Raw genomic sequence first — 18,702 nt, forward strand, 5'->3', positions numbered from 1 at the left:
TAAAAAGAGCCAGTCATTCACTGGCTCTTTTGGTGTTGATGTTTTGGATTATTTGGGCTTAAAACATGAAAAGTAGTGATACTGGGTTTTGTCATAGCGCAAAATAGGATTACGGCTATACATATTCAGTAACCAATGTTTTGTGCCTGGTTCTGCATCGCTACTCCAAAAGTGAGCATTAATAGGCCAGCCGAAGCGGGTATAAACACCAAAGCCTTTTGGATTTTTAGTATTAGCTCTTGATTGTAAATACTCTAACTCTGCGATAGTGGGTAAGCGCCAACCATTATCGGTACAATATTTATTAGCGGTATCCCAATTGACCATAGGCACATTCATGCCTGTTGGTGCTGTACGACCATCTCCAACTCGGTTGTTATAGCGATCTTTATAACCTTGCTCAAGAAACTCTTCTGTTGTAATCGGGCAAGTAAAAGTTAACCTTCGACCATCCCAGACCGTGATTTCATGCTCTTGGCATGAATAGCTACCAGGCTGAAGCACATTAATGGTAAACGGAGCGGTGGTCACGCCGCGATATTCTGCAGTAATTTTGCTTGTTCCGGGGGCTACCCCGGTCACAACACCATTAACAACTGTGGTAACGCGACCATTTGAATCCTCATACCAGTTAGTGGCATCATTCCATGAAACCCAATTTTTAGTATCATCAGTCATGACTGCTACAGCTTGGATTTGTCGTTTAGATTGCGGAGTGATGTCGTGGGTGATTTCAGGTTTGATAAACTGTAAATAAAATTCTTTTACAGTTGCATCGGTGACATTAATAGTGGCTTGGCCTTTTATGTCATTTTTAATGGCGCTGACAATAATACCTGTAGTGATTTGATTGGCCGTTGCCACACCCGCTTGATCAATGGTTAAGTTTGCTGAAGATGAGCTCCATGATAACTCATTTGTATTAGTTATCTCTTCTGTTAAGCCACTCTCATAGATCAGCTTTGCTGTGAACTGCATCTGCATTCCCAATGGTATGTTGCTATTTTCAGCACTGACGTCGATACGAACTAATTGGTCTTGCTCAACATTAACTAAGGTTTGGGCTGATATTTTGTCATTAACAGTTGCTGAAATAGTTACCATACCAGCTTGTTCAGTATGCACATTACCTTTATTGACCGTTGCTTTGTTGGTATCACTTGAATTCCAGTTAACCTGTTGGGTTAGATCCTGTAACGAGCTATCACTATATACACCGTATGCTAAAAATTGATTAGATTGATGTACTTTTAATTGTGATGGTGCCGTTTGAGTTCCTTCTGGTGATATGTAGAGGTGGGTCAATTCTGCGGCCGATACATTTACGTTAATAATATTACTCTTAAGTAAACCGCTAGTTGTTGGTACATAAGCATATAGAATACTTGAACCTTGGTTCACTCCAGTAATTGTGGTATCGGTTAATGAACCAATGTTCGGGTTATTGGCATACCAATTAATACTGTCGGTTACATTGCGGGTGCTACCATCTGTATATGTGGCTTTAACGTGGATATCCTCAGTGGTTCCTTTCGCGAGGTTGATTTCCGTTGGTGTAAGCTGCAATTTACTGATCACTTTTTCGGTGATATTTAACTGGGCTTGATTACTCATCACCCCTTGATAGTGGGCAGAGAGTTTCACATTGCCGATATTATTGCTGGAAACATGCCCTTTAACGATGGTGGCCACATTAGTATTGTCGCTATTCCACGCCGCTAGACTGGTAATATCATGAATAGAGTCATCAGTATAAACCGCTGTTGCAATGAATTGTTGCGCTAAGCCTAATGCGATATCTTGCATTGCGGGTGAGACTTGAATTGAGCGAATATTGGCTTGCTTAACTTCAAGTTCTCGTTGGTTACTGGATATTCCATCGTAACGCGCAGAGATGATGACACTACCTTGTTGCTCTGCATGAGCTTTACCTGAGTTGATGGTGGCAATATTTAAGTTTGAGCTCGTCCATGTGGCCGAATCGGTGACATCTTGAACCGTTTTATCCGTATAAGTGGCTAATGCTTGGAATTGTGTATAAGTCCCTTTGGCAATTTGCTCATCATTGGTCGTGATTTGTAGTTCAGTTATTTGGGCCGCTGTGACAGATAGTTGAGCTGCATTACTGGTCATGCCATCCATGTTTGCCGTTATAACCGTATTCCCCTGACTGAGTGTTTCCAGTTCATCCTCAGCAAACATGGCAATATTAGGTTGCTGACTTTTCCATGTCACTAAATGGGTAATATCACGACTGCTGCCATCGGAATATATGCCATTGGCTTGGTAATGAATGTGACTGCCATTGGCGAGTGTTATATTGGCGGGCGTCACTTGGATGGCTGCAAGTTGTGCGTTGGTCACTGTTAAATTTGCATGATTACTGACAATACCATCAATATTCGCCATAATCATAGTATTGCCGGAGGCAATTGAATGAGCCTCACCCTGTTTAATCGTGGCAATATTCAATTGCTGACTTTGCCAATTAGCTTGTTCTGTTACATCGAGCGTAGTTTGATCGCTGTAAGTCGCAATTGCTTGGTAATGCTGATCTGTTCCTAGCGCAATATTGCTATTAGCTGGGCTAATTTGTAATGCCCTAATGACTGCGGAAGAGACGTTGAGAGTGGCAACGTTACTCACAATTCCATCCATATTCACCGTAATTTGAGTTCTACCTTGATTAAAGGCATCGGCTTCACCCTCTATCAAGGTGGCAATATGTGGAGCACTATTTTGCCAATGGACATCTTGCGTCATCAGCTTGCTACTGCCATCGCTAAAATAGCCTGTAACTTGATAATGCTGGTGATTGCCCTTGGCAACCGTACTGACAGTCGGTGACAGTTGTAATTGGGTTAACTTCGCGTCAGTGACCGTTAGATTAGCAGCGTTACTGGTCATATTATCAATATGGGCAGTAATTTTGGCGCTGCCTTTCATCATACTATGAACATCTCCTACACTGGCTGTGGCAATCGCGGTATGACTACTTTGCCAATCAGCAATTTCAGTCACATCTTGTTGCGAATTGTCTGAATAAGTTGCGATAGCGCGATAATTGATATCTGTACCACTGGCGATACTGGCGTTAGCAGGGGTCACTTGAATGCTGGTTATTGTTGCTGCTGAGACATTAATTGTGGCCGTATTACTGATGATTTCTTGAATACTTGCTTGCAAGGTCACTTGGCCAGCACTAATCGTTTCAGCAGTACCATCAATAATCGTGATGATATCAGGGCGACTATTTATCCAATGGACAGATTCAGTAACCGCTTTACTGCTACCATCTGAAAAATAACCAATAACATCAAATTCAATTTCTGAACCAATGCTGATTTCAGATTGAGCTGGGGTGATTTGCAGTGATTGCAGGCTAGCTTCAGTCACTCTTAGCTGCGCTGGATTACTACTGATATCGGCAAAATCTGCGGTAATGAAAGCATTACCACTGTTGATGCCTGACGCAAAAGCATGTACTTGATCTTCGTGCTGAGTATTACTTGAGGTTTGCTCCCCTTGGTAAGCTTGAGTCTCTTGATGATTTTCAAATTCTTGAATATTTGAAATTTGATTGATGACAATAGTGGCAATATAGGTATTACTACTGCCCCAATTTACTTGGTGGGTGATATCTTGACTACTGTTATCAGAATAAAAACCAATAGCACGATATTTTTCGTTAGTACCTATTTGAATATCGATAGCCGCAGGGGTAACTTGAATTGAAGTTAAGTAAATATCATCAACACTCAGTTGTGCTTGATTGCTATTAATGCCTTTATAATTTGCGTGAATGGTGACATTTCCTGCTGCTACTGCTTCTAACACTCCAGAATATAACGTCACTAGATTACTATCACTGCTGTTCCAATTGACAAGTTCACTCACATCCTCACTACTATTGTCGTCATAAATAGCCGTAGCTTTATATTCGGTGGCACTACCGACGGCAATGGTTTGATTTGCAGGGGTAACCTGCAATGATTTTAGCTGTTTATTACTCACTGATAACTGGGCGATAATGTGTTGTTTATTGAGTACAGCTAGGATTTCGGCATCGCCTTGCTTAACGCCAATGGCACTACCATGGGTGAGGGTGGCAATATCATGATGTAGACTTTTCCATGCCACTAGGTGAGATACGTCTTGGGTCGTGGTAATGTTCCCATCAGAGAATGTTGCTTGTGCGACGTAATCTACTGCTGAATTGATGGCAATATTGCTTATTGCTGGGGTAATTTGTAGTGCGGTAATCACTGAGTCAATAACAGTGACATGCACATCGTTACTTTCAACCCCATTAAACACCGCATGAATTTCAGCTTTGCCGATATTGAGTGCAGCGACATGACCATGGGTTATCATGCAACTTCAGGTGTATGAGTTGCCCACGTGACTCTATCTGTAATGTCGATAACGGTATCATCATCGTAAGTTGCCATCACAGTAAGATCTGTTTGTGTGCCTTTGGCTAGCTCAACTACAGATGGGGTAACTTGTAAGGATATGAGTTGATGATCAGTACCTGTAAAAGTCGATGTATTACTTTCGATACCATCTAATGATGCAGTCACTTTGGTAACGCCGACGCTATTGGTTTTTGCATAACCTGCAACCACATTGGTGATACTACTATCGCTACTTTGCCAAAGGACATGGTCGGTTATATCATCGGTTGAGCCATCATCGTAAATCGCTTTAACTTGGTAAAATATACTTTCACCTAAATTTACCGTAGGTGTACTAGGACTAATTTGTAACTGTACTAGTTTGGCATCTGAGACCGTTAAGTTTGCTGGAGCACTGGTTATATTATTTATACTGGCGCTGAGCTGTACTTGACCGGTAATGAGTGCTTCGGCTTCTCCTGCATCGACAGTGGCAATATTGCTATCAGAACTATGCCAACTAACCTGGTTAGTGACATCTTGACTGGTGTAATCAGAGTAGGTTGCGATAGCCTTAAATTGTTGGTGACTATGTGGTGCTGTTGATGCAGTGGCGGGACTGACCTTTAAATATTTGAGCGTTGCATCACTGACGATAAAAGGCAGAACATTACTTTGTACTCCTGCAAAACTCGCTTGAATATTACTGTTACCTGGCTTTAGCATCTGTGCTGTTGCGTTGTTTATTTGCACTATATCATTGTGACTACTGCTCCAATTAATGACATGGGATACATCAAAACTGGAGTGGTCTGCATAAGTTGCAATTGCTTTTAATGATTGTTGACTACCGACGGGGAGTTGATTAGCTAAAGTGCCTGTTGGGTGATCGTACTCTCCAGCTTTAATTTGTAATGCAATAATGGGACTATTACTCACATTAAGCGGTAAGGCTTGGCTGATACGGTTATTGAGAGTTACATGTATGTTGGTGATGCCCTGTTTTATGCCTACAGCTCGACCGTGTTGAATGGTTGCTACATCCCTATTTGATGAATGCCAAGTGACTTTGTCTGACACAATTTGATATTCGCCATCGATTTCATCAACGGCAATAAATTGAAATGGTAAACCAATATGAGTCAGTGTTTCATTGGTGCCATCAGCTTGAGTGATTGGAATAATTTGTAAGGTTTGATCAATTTCACTTACTGGTGGCGAGAGTAATTCATCATCATTGTCATTACATGCTGTGATGAATAAACAAAATAAAAATATGAGTAAGAGATTAAAGGGGATAACACGGTTGTTCTCAATCCTTGAGTACATAATAATTCCTTTTTAATACTACCATTACAAATCTAGTAGTAAAGTATTATAAATAGTTGAAACTTATAAAATAATGGCTTGATATATGGCTTTTATAATATGGGGTTAAAGCATGATTTTCAATCGCAAGAGTGATTAAATGTATTAATTGCTAATAATAAAAAATAAAGCCCTTAATTAAATTAAGGGCTTTATAATACTTATGACTGCTTTATTTTACACAAGTCCAATAATAGTCGAATTTATTTTTCTTACTGTGTTTAGCACCGCCAACCATATTGACTATGCGATGGTGGAATCTATCAACTTTTTCATTGGTCCAATAGGAGACTTCAATCGGCCAGCCAAAACGGGTATAGACTTGGTAATCAAGGCTTGATACGACATCTGCAGCATTATGTAACGCTCTTAATTCATTTACTGTTGGTAGGCGCATATTTCTCGCTTTACAGTTGTTGCTAGCTTCCCAGTAATTGGCCATTGGAATTAACATTCCCCGTGGTGAGGTTGTGCCATTACCCGCTCGTCTAGGCGTGCTCTTACCATACTCCGTTGTCGTGAGAGGGCAAGTAAAGGTGCGTGTACCTCCGGCATATGGGATGGTGATTTTATTTGAAGAACACGAACGATTACTCGGCGCAATTATTGTGACAGTAAATGGCGCTGACGATATGCCTCTATAAATTGCGGTGATTTCACTACCACCAGAGTGACTGGTGGTCACCAGTCCTTTTACGACGGTTGCTTTGGTTGAGCTGGTGGACTCTTGCCATGCCGCCGAGCGAGTGACATCAATCTTAGTGTTATCCGTCATGGTTGCAATTGCTTTTAACTGACGTTTACTGGTGGCTGTGAAAACGGTATTTAGATGATCAAATTCCTGCTTGACCTCGACTTTCTTAACCACTGCATCAGTTACGTTAATTTGCTTTGTTTGCGAAAGTTGATCTTTACGGACGGTAACCGTAATCCCATTTTGCTGATTAACACCGTAAGCAACACCTGTTGCGTCAATGGTTAAATTGTTTGAATTACTGCTCCATTGGATGTCATTACTTGAACCAATATCTTGTTCAGTACCGCTTTGATAAATGCCGATGACCTTAAGTTGTAAGTCTGTGCCGATAGGGATATCAGCTTGTGCAGGTTCAATACGAAGTGCCGTGAGTTTATCTTCTTCAACCATGACTTTTGCTTGAGCCGAGATATTATCCATTGTTGCCGAAACAGTGATTTCACCAATGTTAATACCATCAAGCTCGCCTTTTAGCACGGTTGCAATATTGGTATTTGAACTGATCCAATCGACTTGTTCTGTAATTGATTGATAACTGTCATCACTGTATAAGCCATAAGCTGAAATTGTGGTATGACTGCCAACTTTTATGGTGATCTCATCTGGATTTAACAGAATTTGAGAGAGGGTCGCAGCACTCACATTGGCCGTAATTAAGTTACTGTTAATGTTATCTGCTTGCCAATGTGCTTGGATATTGGTTTGCCCTTGATTGACGGCACTCACGGTTTGTGCCGAACCATCAATAGCAACAACACTGTTATTAGTCAATTGCCAACTGACTTTGTCTGTCACCTCCGCACTCGTGCCATCACTATAGCTGGCTTGTACATGAATTGGCATTGATGTGCCAAGAGCTAGTTCAATATTGGTTGGGGTTAATTGCAGTTGCACTACTTTTTTATCAGTGATACTAAGTTGTGCTGTATTACTGTTTATCCCTTGGTAACTCGCAATAACATTGATGTTGCCGATGTTATTGGTGGCCGCTAAACCATTGACGATAGTGGCAATAGTTGTTTGGCTACTCGACCAATCAGCTTGAGTTGTGATGTTCTGTACTGAATTATCGCTATACGTCGCGATAGCAGTATATTGCTGCTCAAAACCAAGAGCGATGCTGCTGACGGCTGGTGTCACTTGAATTGCTGTAATGATCGCCTCTGTTACATTTAACGTTGCAGTATTGCTATTTATACCGTTATGACTTGCGCTTATCTGAGTTTGTCCCTGTTGGTCTGCATGCGCGAGTCCTTGGTTGATCGTGGCAATATTGACTTGGCTACTACGCCAATCAACTTTGTCACTAATATCTTGAGTTGTACCATCGGTATAACTTGCGAGAGCGTGATATTGTAATTCACTTCCCTTGGCGATTTGGGTTGTTGTAGGCGTGACTTGAATCGCCGTTATTGTTGCAGCCGTTACCGTTAATTCAGCTTGGTTACTCTTTATTCCATTTAATTCCGCTGTTATCAGGCTTGTTCCTGGTGCGGAAGTTTCTGCTTTTGCATTGACGATCACCGCCACATTAGCATTGCTGCTACTTATGTTGGCTTCATGACTTAAATCTTTAGTGCTGTGATCAGAATAATGGCCTATTACTTGATAATGTTGCTGATTACCATTAGCAATAGTTGATTGCGAAGGCGTCAATTGTAATGAAATAAGCGTGGCATCGGTAATATTAACGGTAGCGATATTGCTACTGATTTCATCAATATGAGCACTAAATTGTACTGGACCTTGCTGCAAGGCATGTACGAGCCCTTGATTGATCGTTGCGAGTTGGTTATTACTGGCTTTCCATGTTACTGCGTGACTCACCTCTTGGGTGGTGTTATCACTGTAGGTAGCGATAGCATGCAATTTGATATCAGTACCATTCGGGATAGTATTTATCGCAGGTGTGATTTGGAGACTTGTCAGTTTTGCGGCAGTTATATTTAATAGCGCAGTATTACTGTTGATATCTTGGTAATTGGCAGTCACATGCGTTTGCCCTTGCGCCAGCGCATGGGCTTCACCATTAGCATCAATAGTCGCAATATTGGTGTCACTGGTTTTCCAATTGATTGACTCAGTGATGACTTGTGTTGTTCCATCACTATAGCGAGCAATGGCTTGGTATTGTGCATCTGTGCCATTTGCTAATTGCAAATTAGCCGGGGTAATTTGTAATTCAGTGACCTTAGCTTCACTAATATTCAGCTTGGCGGTATTACTGCTTATGCCATTTAAATGAGCACTAATTTCAGCCTGACCTTTGTTTAGTGTATGGGCTTCATTATCTGCAAAAACCACTAGATTCGGACTGCTGCTTTGTAAGTGAGCACTATGACTAAGGTCTTTGCTACTACCATCAGAGTAAAAGCCCATTATTTGGTAATGAATGTCAGAGCCATTAGCGACAGTACTATTCATCGGTGATAACACTAAACGTGTTAACTTAGCATCGGTAATACTCAGTTTGGCAAGATTACTTGAATATTCATTTAAGTGGGCTTGTATCGTCACTTCACCAATGGCACTAGTATGAACAATACCTTGTTCAATGGTTGCCAGTTGATTGTTGTTTATGCTCCACGCGACCTGTTGGCTGACATCTTGAGTTGAATTATCAGAGTAAATTGCAATGACATGGTATTCGACATCACTGCCTAATGCAGCTTGAGCAGCTGCAGGCGTAATCTGTAAGTTGGTCACTGTTGCCGCAGTTACCGTTAGGCTTGCTGGATTACTTTGAATGCCTTGGATAGTTGCAATAATTTGAGTTTGCCCTTGGCTTGTTGCAACTGCTTCTCCGTTAATTATCGTGGCAACTTGTGGCTGACTATTTTGCCAATGTACGCGATCAGTTAAATCGGTATTTGTACCATCAGAGTAATGACCAACGACTTGATATTGAATTGAATTGCCATTTGCCAGTTCTATATTGCAGGGGTGATTTGTAAGCTCTGTAAACTGGCTGCATTGACGGTTAGTTGTGCTTGGTTACTTTCTATACCATTTAAATCTGCAGAGATAAATGCTGAACCAGCACTAATACCTGATGCGATAGCAAAAATATTATCTGAATCTTGAGTCTCACTTGCAACCTTTGAAATATCTTCAGTTACTGATGCTAATTGAGCTTGTTCAGTATTCAAAGTAACTTGATTAAGTAGAATAGTAGTGACATCAGTATCGCTACTATTCCAATGCACGAGATCGGTAATATCGCGACTTGTGTCGTTGGAGTATAAGCCAGTTGCTTTATAGCTAGTGCTGGTACCCACCTGAATTTCTTCATTTGGAGGGGTGATTTGAATCGCTGTAAGTTGAATATCTTCAATAGTTAATTGAGCCTGATTACTGCTCACATTAAGATAATTAGCATTAATAGTGACTTGACCTACATCAACCGCTTCTAATGCTCCTGAATATAAGGTCGCAATATTACTGTCACTTGAGCTCCAATTTACTAAATCGGTCACATCTTCACTGCTATTATCATCATAAGTCGCGATTGCGCGATATTGACTCATTGTTCCTTTAGCGATGGTTTGTACTGCTGGCGTCACCTGTAGTGCTGTAATGTGCTTATCGATTACCTTCAAATTTGCAGTTTGATAAGTCTCATTGAGTACGGCTAAAATTTTTGCTTCACCCGGCTGAACGCCGATTGCGGCACCATGTGCAAGTGTCGCAATATCATGGTGTTGGCTTTTCCATGCGACAAGATGCGATACATCTTGGGTGGTTGTGAGTTGCCCATCGCTAAAGGTCGCTTGTGCGACATAATCAACAACGCCATTAACCGGCACGGTTTCAATAGCTGGGGTAATTTGCAGCGCGGTTACATTGGCATCAATCACCGTAATTTCAGCATCATTACTCTTAATACCATCAAAAACAGCATGAATATGGGTATTCCCGACAGTAATGGCCGATATATGGCCATGATCTATGAGTGCGACTTCTGGTGAGTGACTTTGCCATGTCACTTTATCGGTAATATCGCGCGTAGTGTTATCATCGTAACGGGCGATCACTTTTAATTCAGCTTGTGTGCCTTGTGCGAGTTCAACGAGAGCAGGGGTAACTTGTAACGCAGTGAGTTGGTGATCATTTACCGTTAAAGTGGCTTTATTACTTTTTATATTATGTAAACTTGCGCTAATTTCAGTATGACCAACATTGTTGGCTTTGGTGTAGCCCGCGGCGACATTACTGACGTTAGGTTGGCTACTTTGCCATAGTGCATGATTGGTTACATCATCAGTTGACCCATCATCGTAAATCGCTTTAACGTTAAAAAATAAACTTTCACCTAAATCAAGCGCGGGCTCACTTGGCGTAATTTGCAGTCTGACTAATTGTGCGTCTGTAACTGTGAGGGTGGATGGGCTACTTGTCATCCCGAGTAATGATGCCGTAATTTGACTACGACCAGGGGTAAGAGCTTCGGCTTCGCCTCGGGTGATCGTGGCAATGTTGTTTTGGCTACTATGCCAATCGACATATTGGGTGACGTTTTGGCTGGTGTAATCAGAATAAGTAGCAATCGCGGTGAAGTTTCTATGACTATGGGCGGCTGTTGTGGCGGTTGCTGGGCTGATCTTTAGAAATTCAAGGGTGGCATCAGTCACAATAAAAGGCAGAGTATTACTTTTATACTCATTTAAATAGACGGCATAAATATCACTCTTTCCTTTAGCCCGCATATGTGCCACCGCACGCTCAATATTGACAATATTAGCTTGAGTTGAGAACCATTCAACATGCTGACTCACATTAAAGCTGGTGTGGTCGGCATAGGTTGCAATCGCGACTAAGCTTTGTTTAGCATTGATAGGTAATTGATTGTAAAGCGTACCAATAGGATGATCCTCTTCACCTGTCTTGATTTGCAGTACTAGCATGGGCTCATCACGAACTTCAAGTTCGATTGTGTTACTCAAACGCTGACCAAGCTGAACTTGAATTTTGGTATGCCCCTTAGTCAAGGCAGTTGCTCGTCCTTGCTGAACTGTTGCGATCTTTGTGTCGCTACTGTACCAAGTCACTTTGTCAGACACGACTTGGTATTCACCATCAATAATATCTACAGCAATGAATTGAAACGGCAGTCCAATTTGGGTCATTATTGCATCGGTACCCGCTACTTGGGTGATAGGAATTATCTGTAACGTGTCGTCAATACTGGCTGATGGCGTTTCTTGTCCCATAAAGCCGCGGCTATCACAGCCGTTAATCATTAATGCAATACAAGCGATGATTATAGATTGGTATAAAGGCCATAATAGGGGGCTCTTAATCTTTGAGCTCATAAGAAATCCTTTTCTCACTAAATAAAACTTTAAGTTACTGAATAAATATAATTATCTTTATTCAGTAACTAGTACTAATGCGTTAGTTTAGAGAGTCATAAATGTGATTTCCATAGTAAATTAGGTTAATTATGACTTAGTTATTAAGCTTCGATAAAAAAATACCCCATCAAATATTGATAGTATAAGGCTGATAATTTTTTAGTAAATAAAGACTTAGTTATCTCTTACGCATGAAAATGAATGGTCATTGCCATCATCTGCACCCGTTAACCAGTTATAACGGGAGGCCATATTTACTGTCCAATAACGTCCTCCAGCTTCAGGAGATTGGCTCCAATAATTGCGTAGATTATGCCAATCATAAACGGTGTATATATCCCAACCTTTGAGATTTGGCTGATTAACGTGTACCACTAGTGCATGCAATTCTTGTCCAAACGGCAATCGTAACCCTTTGGCTGCGCAATAATCTCGAGCCTCATAGTAGTTGACTAATGGTACTGTTCTACCGCCTGGTGCACGAGCACCTGTTGCGGTTAAAAAAGTGCTTGTTGGATATTCGTCGGTGGTTACTGGGCAGAAGAATGTCAGTGATTTACCTTCATGAACAATCGTGATTTCAGGGATATGGCAAGTGTAATTGGCGGCGGCAATAGTCGTAATTTGTATGCTATTTGATGAGTTAACACCTTGGTATTGAGCTGTAATATTGGTTACACCTGGTGTTTTAGCTGTAATACGGCCGCCACTGGAAATGGTGGCATGGACTGAATTAGAGTCTTCATGCCAATTCGCGGTAGAGGTGACATTTTTAATTGTGTCATCACTCATTGTAGCAAGTGCTTGTAAATCATACTGTGTCCCTGATGTTAAAATACCCGGATGTTGCGCCACATACTTATTAATCTGAAGCGCCACCGCAATTGCAGCCGTGGTATTGACCGTGACTTGTCCGGTAATACCTGATTTAGTTGCAGAAATGGTGATACCATTTTGTTGATTAATCGCTGTCGCTAACCCATTTTCATCAATTGTAATATTGGCTGAATTGCTACTCCATGCCACGCCGTGGTTTTGACTTAAATCTACCGTTTTACCACTCAAATAATGTCCCTCAGCTATAAATTGTTGCGTCGTCGCTTTAGCAATATCAATATTGGCTGGGCTCACATTTATTGATTGTAAGGTGTCATCTAGAATAGTGACATCTGCGATATTGGCAGTGATGCCATCGAAGTTGGCGCTAATGTTAACGCTTCCGGGTTGATGAGCATCGACCAATCCCTTTAAGACAGTGGCTTTAATTGGATCACTGCTGCTCCAATTAACTTGTGTGGTTAAGTCTTGGTAACTGTCATCAGAGTAACGGCCAAAAGCTTCAAAATTAGCGCTGTTATGAGCAATAATCTCATGTAATTCAGGGGTAATATGCAAAGAAACTAATTGCGCAGCCGATACTGAAATTAATGCAGTATTGCTGCTGATATTGTCTTGTGGCCACAATGCTTTCAGGCTGACATTGCCTTGTTTGATGGCCGTTAATGACTGGATGGCAGTATCTATGGACGCTACCGTATTATCAGATAACTGCCAAGTGACATTATCAGTGACATCATGACTGGTGCCGTCTGTATACGTCGCTTGCACTTGCAGTGTTTCTGAGGTGCCTTTAGCTAATTCCATATTGGTTGGTGTTAGCTGTAGCTTAGTCACCTTTTTATCACTAATGGTCAGTTCTGCCAGATTACTCGTAATAGCATCAAGGCTGGCACGGATATTGGCATTGCCTTTTAGCAGTGTGGTCGTAAGACCATTCACAATAGTGGCATTAGCAGTACTGCTACTATGCCATGCCGCTTGGTCAGTAATATTTTGTACCGTGTTATCTGTATACGTGGCCATAGCGATGTATTGTTGCTCAATACCTAACGATACTGTTTGCTGTGCAGGTGTGACCTGAATACTCGTAATGGTAGCTGCAGTAACCTCAAGTTGTGCCGGATTACTGTTAATATCATCGAGCTTTGCTGTGATTTGCGTGGTACCTGGTTGTTGTGTATGCGCGGTACCATTACTATCAATTGCCGCCGTGATTGGATGACTACTTATCCAGCTGACATGCTCACTGACATCTTGAGTGGAATTATCGCTGTATCTAGCAATTGCCTGATATTGCACATCGGTGCCACTGGCTTGTTGACTATTGGCAGGAGTGACCTGAATCGCTTTTATTACCGCTGCTGTCACGGTCAGCGTTGCTTGGTTACTATTAATGTTATTTACACTGGCATAAATAGTACTGTTACCCGGTGCTAGCGTATGAGCATGGTTACCTTCAAATATCACGCTATTGGGATTACTGTTATGCCAATGCACCTGATGAGTGACGGCTTTAGTTGTGCCATCACTGTAGTGGGCGGTAACGACATAATCCTGATCTGTACCTTTGGCTATAGTAGACTCGCTTGGCGTCAAAACCAATTCTTGCAGCACAGCATCAGAAACATTAAGAACAGCTATATTACTGCTCTGAGCGCCTAAGTGTGCGCTAATTTGCGTCTGACCTATATTTGCTGCATAGGCTAAACCATTGTCAATGGTGGCGATATTGATTTTACTTGATTGCCAAGCGACTGACTCGGTGACATCTTGGGAAGAATTATCCGAATAGGTAGCAATCGCGTGATATTGTACGTCAGTACCATTGGCAATACTGCTATTGGCTGGGGTAATTTGTAGCGCGGTTAAGGTTGCAGCTGTAACCGTTAAGCTAGCAGGATTACTATTGATTGCTTGTAAACTGGCCTTAATTTGCGTCGCCCCTTGGCTAATTGCGACGGCTTCACCATCAATGATCGTGGCAATTTTAGGCTGACTGTTAATCCAGTTAACGCTATCGGTAACATCAATACTGGTGCCATCAGAATAATGCCCCATTACTTGATATTGCGCACTCGTTCCCATTGCAAGTTCAATGCTTGCAGGGGTGATTTGTAAACTTTGTAAGGTGGCGGCATTGACGACGAGAGCTGCTTGATTACTTTCTATGCCTTGATAATCTGCAGAAATACTTACAGTGCCCGCAGTAATTCCTGTGGCAATGGCGAGAATGTCAGTATCACTACCATCCGTACTTAATGGTGTATCGTCAATTTGTTGAGTATTTTGCTCTGCTGCCTCAATGGTCGTTTGGTTGAGAATAATGGTGGCGATGTCGGTATTACTACTTTTCCAATGTACTAAATTCGTTATGTCTTGACTGGTGTTATTGGAATAAATACCTAGTGTTGGTAAGTCTGATTCGTACCAATTTGTAGTTCAGTATTCGCCGGTGTAACTTGAATGGCAGTGAGATAAATATCTTCAACGACTAAGCTTGCTTGGTTACTGTTCACATCTTGGTAATTGGCGCTGATAGACACTTGTCCCGCACTAACCGCTTCGACTTCACCTGAATAAAGTGTCGCAATGTTGTTGTCACTGATGCTCCAGTTGGCTAAATCAGTGACATCTTCGCTGCTGTTATCATCATAAGTTGCAATGGCGCTATATTGGCTGCGGTTACCTTGAGCCAAGGTGTGTTGTGCAGGGGTAACTTGTAGTGCGGTGATTTTCTTATCGCTGACAGTCAAGTGTGCAGTTTGGTAGGTTTCATTTAACACCGCTAAAATTTTCGCCTCGCCTTGTTTGACGCCGACAGCAGAACCGTGGGCAAGGGTGGCAATATCATGATGCAAACTTTTCCATGCAACTAAATGAGAGACATCTTGAGTCGTGGTAATATTGCCGTCACTAAAGGTAGCTTGGGCGACATAATTAACGGCGCTATTAATGGGAACGGTTTCAATTGCTGGGGTAATTTGCAATGCTGTAACAGTCGAGTCGATAACCGTAATTTGCGCATCATTACTTTCAATTTCATTAAATACCGCATGAATAGTGGCATGACCAACGTTGAGTGCGGAGACATGACCGTGATTAATTAACGCAACTTCGGGATCATGAGTTTGCCACGTCACTTTGTCGGTAATATCTAACGTGGCCTCATCATCATAGGTGGCGATAACTTTAAGCTCTGTTTGAGTACCTTGTGCCAGTTCCACTAATGATGGCGTCAATTGTAATGAGACTAATTGATGGTCGGATACAGTTAATGTTGAGGTGTTACTTTCAATACCATTAAAATGCGCTTTAATTTGGGTTTGACCTGCTGCTGTGGCTTTAGCATAAGCGGCGACAACCTTGCTAACATCACTATTACTGCTTTTCCATAACACATGGTCGCTAATATCGTCGGTTGAACCATCGTCATAAATGGCTTTGACTTTATAAAAGAGTTCATCACCTAAGTTAAGTTCTGGTTCCGTTGGTGTGATTTGCAGCTTAATCAATTTTGCGTCTGTGACGGTTAAATTTGCAGCTGTACTGGTCATCGTTTGCAATGACGCAGTAATTTGCGCAGATCCCGGCATTAAGGCTTCTGCTTCACCTTGCATAATGCTGGCGATGTCAGTATTTGTACTGTGCCAAGTCACATGCGAGGTCACATCTTGACTGGTGTAATCGGAATAGGTAGCGATTGCTGTGAATTGTTGATGACTGTGTGCGGCAGTTGATGCTATCGCCGGACTGACTTTTAAAAATTCAAGCGTGGCATCGGTGACGATGAAGGGTAGAGTATTACTTTCATAACCTAAATAAGTTGCGTGTACATTAGTATTACCTTTCGCAAGCATATTCGCCGTCGCATCAGTCACTTGAAGAATATCGTTATCGCTTGAGAACCACTCAACTTGCTGGCTGACGTCAAAACTGGTGCGGTCGGCATAGGTTGCAATAGCCTTGAGATTTTGTTTAGCACCTGCAGGTAATTGATTGTATAAGGTACCAATTGGATGATCATCTTCGTTAGTGTTGATCTGTAATACCAACATTGGCTCATCTTTGACGGTAAGTTCGACTTGATTACTCATGCGTTTACCCATTTGAGCATGGATTAAGGTCACCCCCTTAGTGATACCAACAGCTTGAGTTTGAGCAATAGTCGCTATGCTTGGTTGGGATGAATGCCAAGTGACTTGATTGGATACATCTCGGTATTCGCCATCTATCTCATCTACGGCAATAAATTGAAATGGTAATCCGATTTGGGTCAGAATATTTGGAGTACCATCAACTTGGGTAATGGGGATAATGTGCAATTTAGCGTCACGGCTGAGTGGTTGTTCGGTAAAACCGCGACTGTCACAAGCGCTAAGTAGTAGTGCCAAAAGCGTCACTAAAATGAATTTGCAATGTTGTAATGATGTCGTTAGCTCAATCCTTGAGAACATAAAAATCCTTTTTGTGCATATAGGCACTATTAATCGCAAAAAGTAGTACGTTAGAATTATGGTTATTGGTTGAAATATTGAGGTTTTATGCTTATTAGCTCCCCAAACCTTTTGGTGGAGCAATGAGAAGTTCTTGGCATATTTGTAAATTAGTATAATAAGTTGAGTAATGGCGAGATATAGCTATTTGGTCTATTTAGCAAGCATATAAATTTCAATTATGTGATTGGTTGCTTCAAACTTTTAATCGAAAATGAGCAAATTAACTAAGTTTAATCTGATAGAACAATTAAGTTTTAATCGTTAATTTGGATTTATCTTGTTACTGTTACATCTTATCTAGTTGAAAAATAATAATTTAATTTTTTTTGATTCAATTTTACTTGAGTTTATCATCAATAAAATTGAAGCTAAGTTGAATATTTAAGCAATATAAAGTTTTTCTATCGTTATGATTACTTTTTCTAATTATACATTTTGATACAAAAACTTTAGAGTAGCGGCTCGAATTTTACTTCAGCCGGAACTCTTATTAATGAGCATTGTTGCTACACCATCTGTTGACCCTCGCTATTCCTCTGTAATTAAAGGTACTGCTTTAGTTGCTGAAGGTGGTGGCCAACGCGGTATTTTTACTGCGGGTGTACTCGATAGCTGGTTAGATGTAAATTTTAATCCATTCGAAATTTTGATTGGCACCTCTGCGGGGGCTCAAAACCTTTCAAGCTATGTGACTAAGCAAGCGGGTTTTGCCCATAAATCGATTATGGAGCTGTCACAAGATAAGCACTTCTTTAATTTAAAACGCTCATTTATTGGTGGTCATACTGTTGATCTTGATTGGTTTTTTAATCAAGTAAAACAATCCAAATATCAGCTAAATGTTAAAGCTGGTATTAATGCGATTCAGGATCGTGATCTGTTATTTACGACAACGAATGTGACCGATTATAAAGCGCATTTTTTCCGTCCTAACAATGATAACTGGTTAACCTTATTGAAAGCCTCAAGTGCATTACCTTTTTTATATAAAAAAGGCGTTAATATTGCGGGTGATTATCATGTTGATGGTGGCTTGTCAGCGCCACTGCCGGTTGAGGAAGCTTATAATCGTGGAGCTAAAAAAATTGTTGTGATCCGGACGATTCCTGAAGGTTCGCAGGCGATGACTCCGTGGCTTCATCGACTTAGATCTTGGTTACGTAGCCGTAAGCAATGCGTTAAGGCGGTTAATTACTATGTACATCACGAGAATGTGTATCGTCGTTCGCTGCGGTTTATCGAAAATCCACCAGAAGACGTTGAGATTATTCAGATTTTCCCTAAGGTTAATTTGGCCAGTAAGCTGATTGGTAGCTCTGATTTAGAATTAGAGCATGATTATTTGGCTGGTAAAGATGTTGGGCGTCAATTACTCAGCATGGGCCAGCTTGATTTTTTAGCGCATCAAATGCCATGTACTAATGTAGTTAGTTCTACCCATTGGCAAACTAAATCGCTTCAACAAGCGAGCTAATTAATACCGAGTTCGC

7 protein-coding genes are annotated in these 18,702 nt (G+C 41.3%); 1 reads left to right on the top strand and 6 read right to left on the bottom strand.

The genetic code is table 11. The features are described from left to right. Positions 1–48: 48 nt before the first annotated feature. The 6 genes from JCM15074_RS02090 to JCM15074_RS02115 all read right to left on the bottom strand — a co-directional run bounded on the left by JCM15074_RS02090 (position 49) and on the right by JCM15074_RS02115 (position 17,170). Positions 49–4,374, bottom strand: a complete 4,326-nt coding sequence (locus JCM15074_RS02090) for an Ig-like domain-containing protein (protein ID WP_025819654.1) — start codon at positions 4,372–4,374, stop codon at positions 49–51. Then, entirely contained in the window at positions 4,371–5,726 is a 1,356-nt protein-coding gene (locus tag JCM15074_RS02095) for an Ig-like domain-containing protein (RefSeq protein ID WP_025819656.1), read from the bottom strand. The genes JCM15074_RS02090 and JCM15074_RS02095 overlap by 4 nt, the downstream gene beginning before the upstream one ends. A gap of 211 nt (positions 5,727–5,937) precedes the next feature. Next, on the bottom strand, positions 5,938–9,228 hold the full coding sequence (locus JCM15074_RS02100) for an Ig-like domain-containing protein (RefSeq protein WP_025819657.1): 3,291 nt from the start codon (positions 9,226–9,228) through the stop codon (positions 5,938–5,940). Between the two features lie 224 nt (positions 9,229–9,452). Next, positions 9,453–11,834, bottom strand: a complete 2,382-nt coding sequence (locus JCM15074_RS02105; RefSeq protein WP_025819659.1) for an Ig-like domain-containing protein — start codon at positions 11,832–11,834, stop codon at positions 9,453–9,455. Positions 11,835–12,050: 216 nt separating this feature from the next. Continuing rightward, a complete protein-coding gene (locus JCM15074_RS02110) occupies positions 12,051–14,801 on the bottom strand; it encodes an Ig-like domain-containing protein (protein WP_025819660.1) in 2,751 nt (916 codons plus the stop codon). Positions 14,802–15,118: 317 nt separating this feature from the next. Continuing rightward, on the bottom strand, positions 15,119–17,170 hold the full coding sequence (locus tag JCM15074_RS02115; RefSeq protein WP_025819661.1) for an Ig-like domain-containing protein: 2,052 nt from the start codon (positions 17,168–17,170) through the stop codon (positions 15,119–15,121). 535 nt (positions 17,171–17,705) lie between these two features. Here JCM15074_RS02115 and JCM15074_RS02120 point away from each other — a divergent pair. Further along, a complete protein-coding gene (locus JCM15074_RS02120) occupies positions 17,706–18,686 on the top strand; it encodes a patatin-like phospholipase family protein (protein WP_025819662.1) in 981 nt (326 codons plus the stop codon). Positions 18,687–18,702: the final 16 nt, after the last annotated feature.

It is taken from the genome of Shewanella marina JCM 15074, assembly GCF_000614975.1.
Classification (GTDB): domain Bacteria; phylum Pseudomonadota; class Gammaproteobacteria; order Enterobacterales; family Shewanellaceae; genus Shewanella; species Shewanella marina.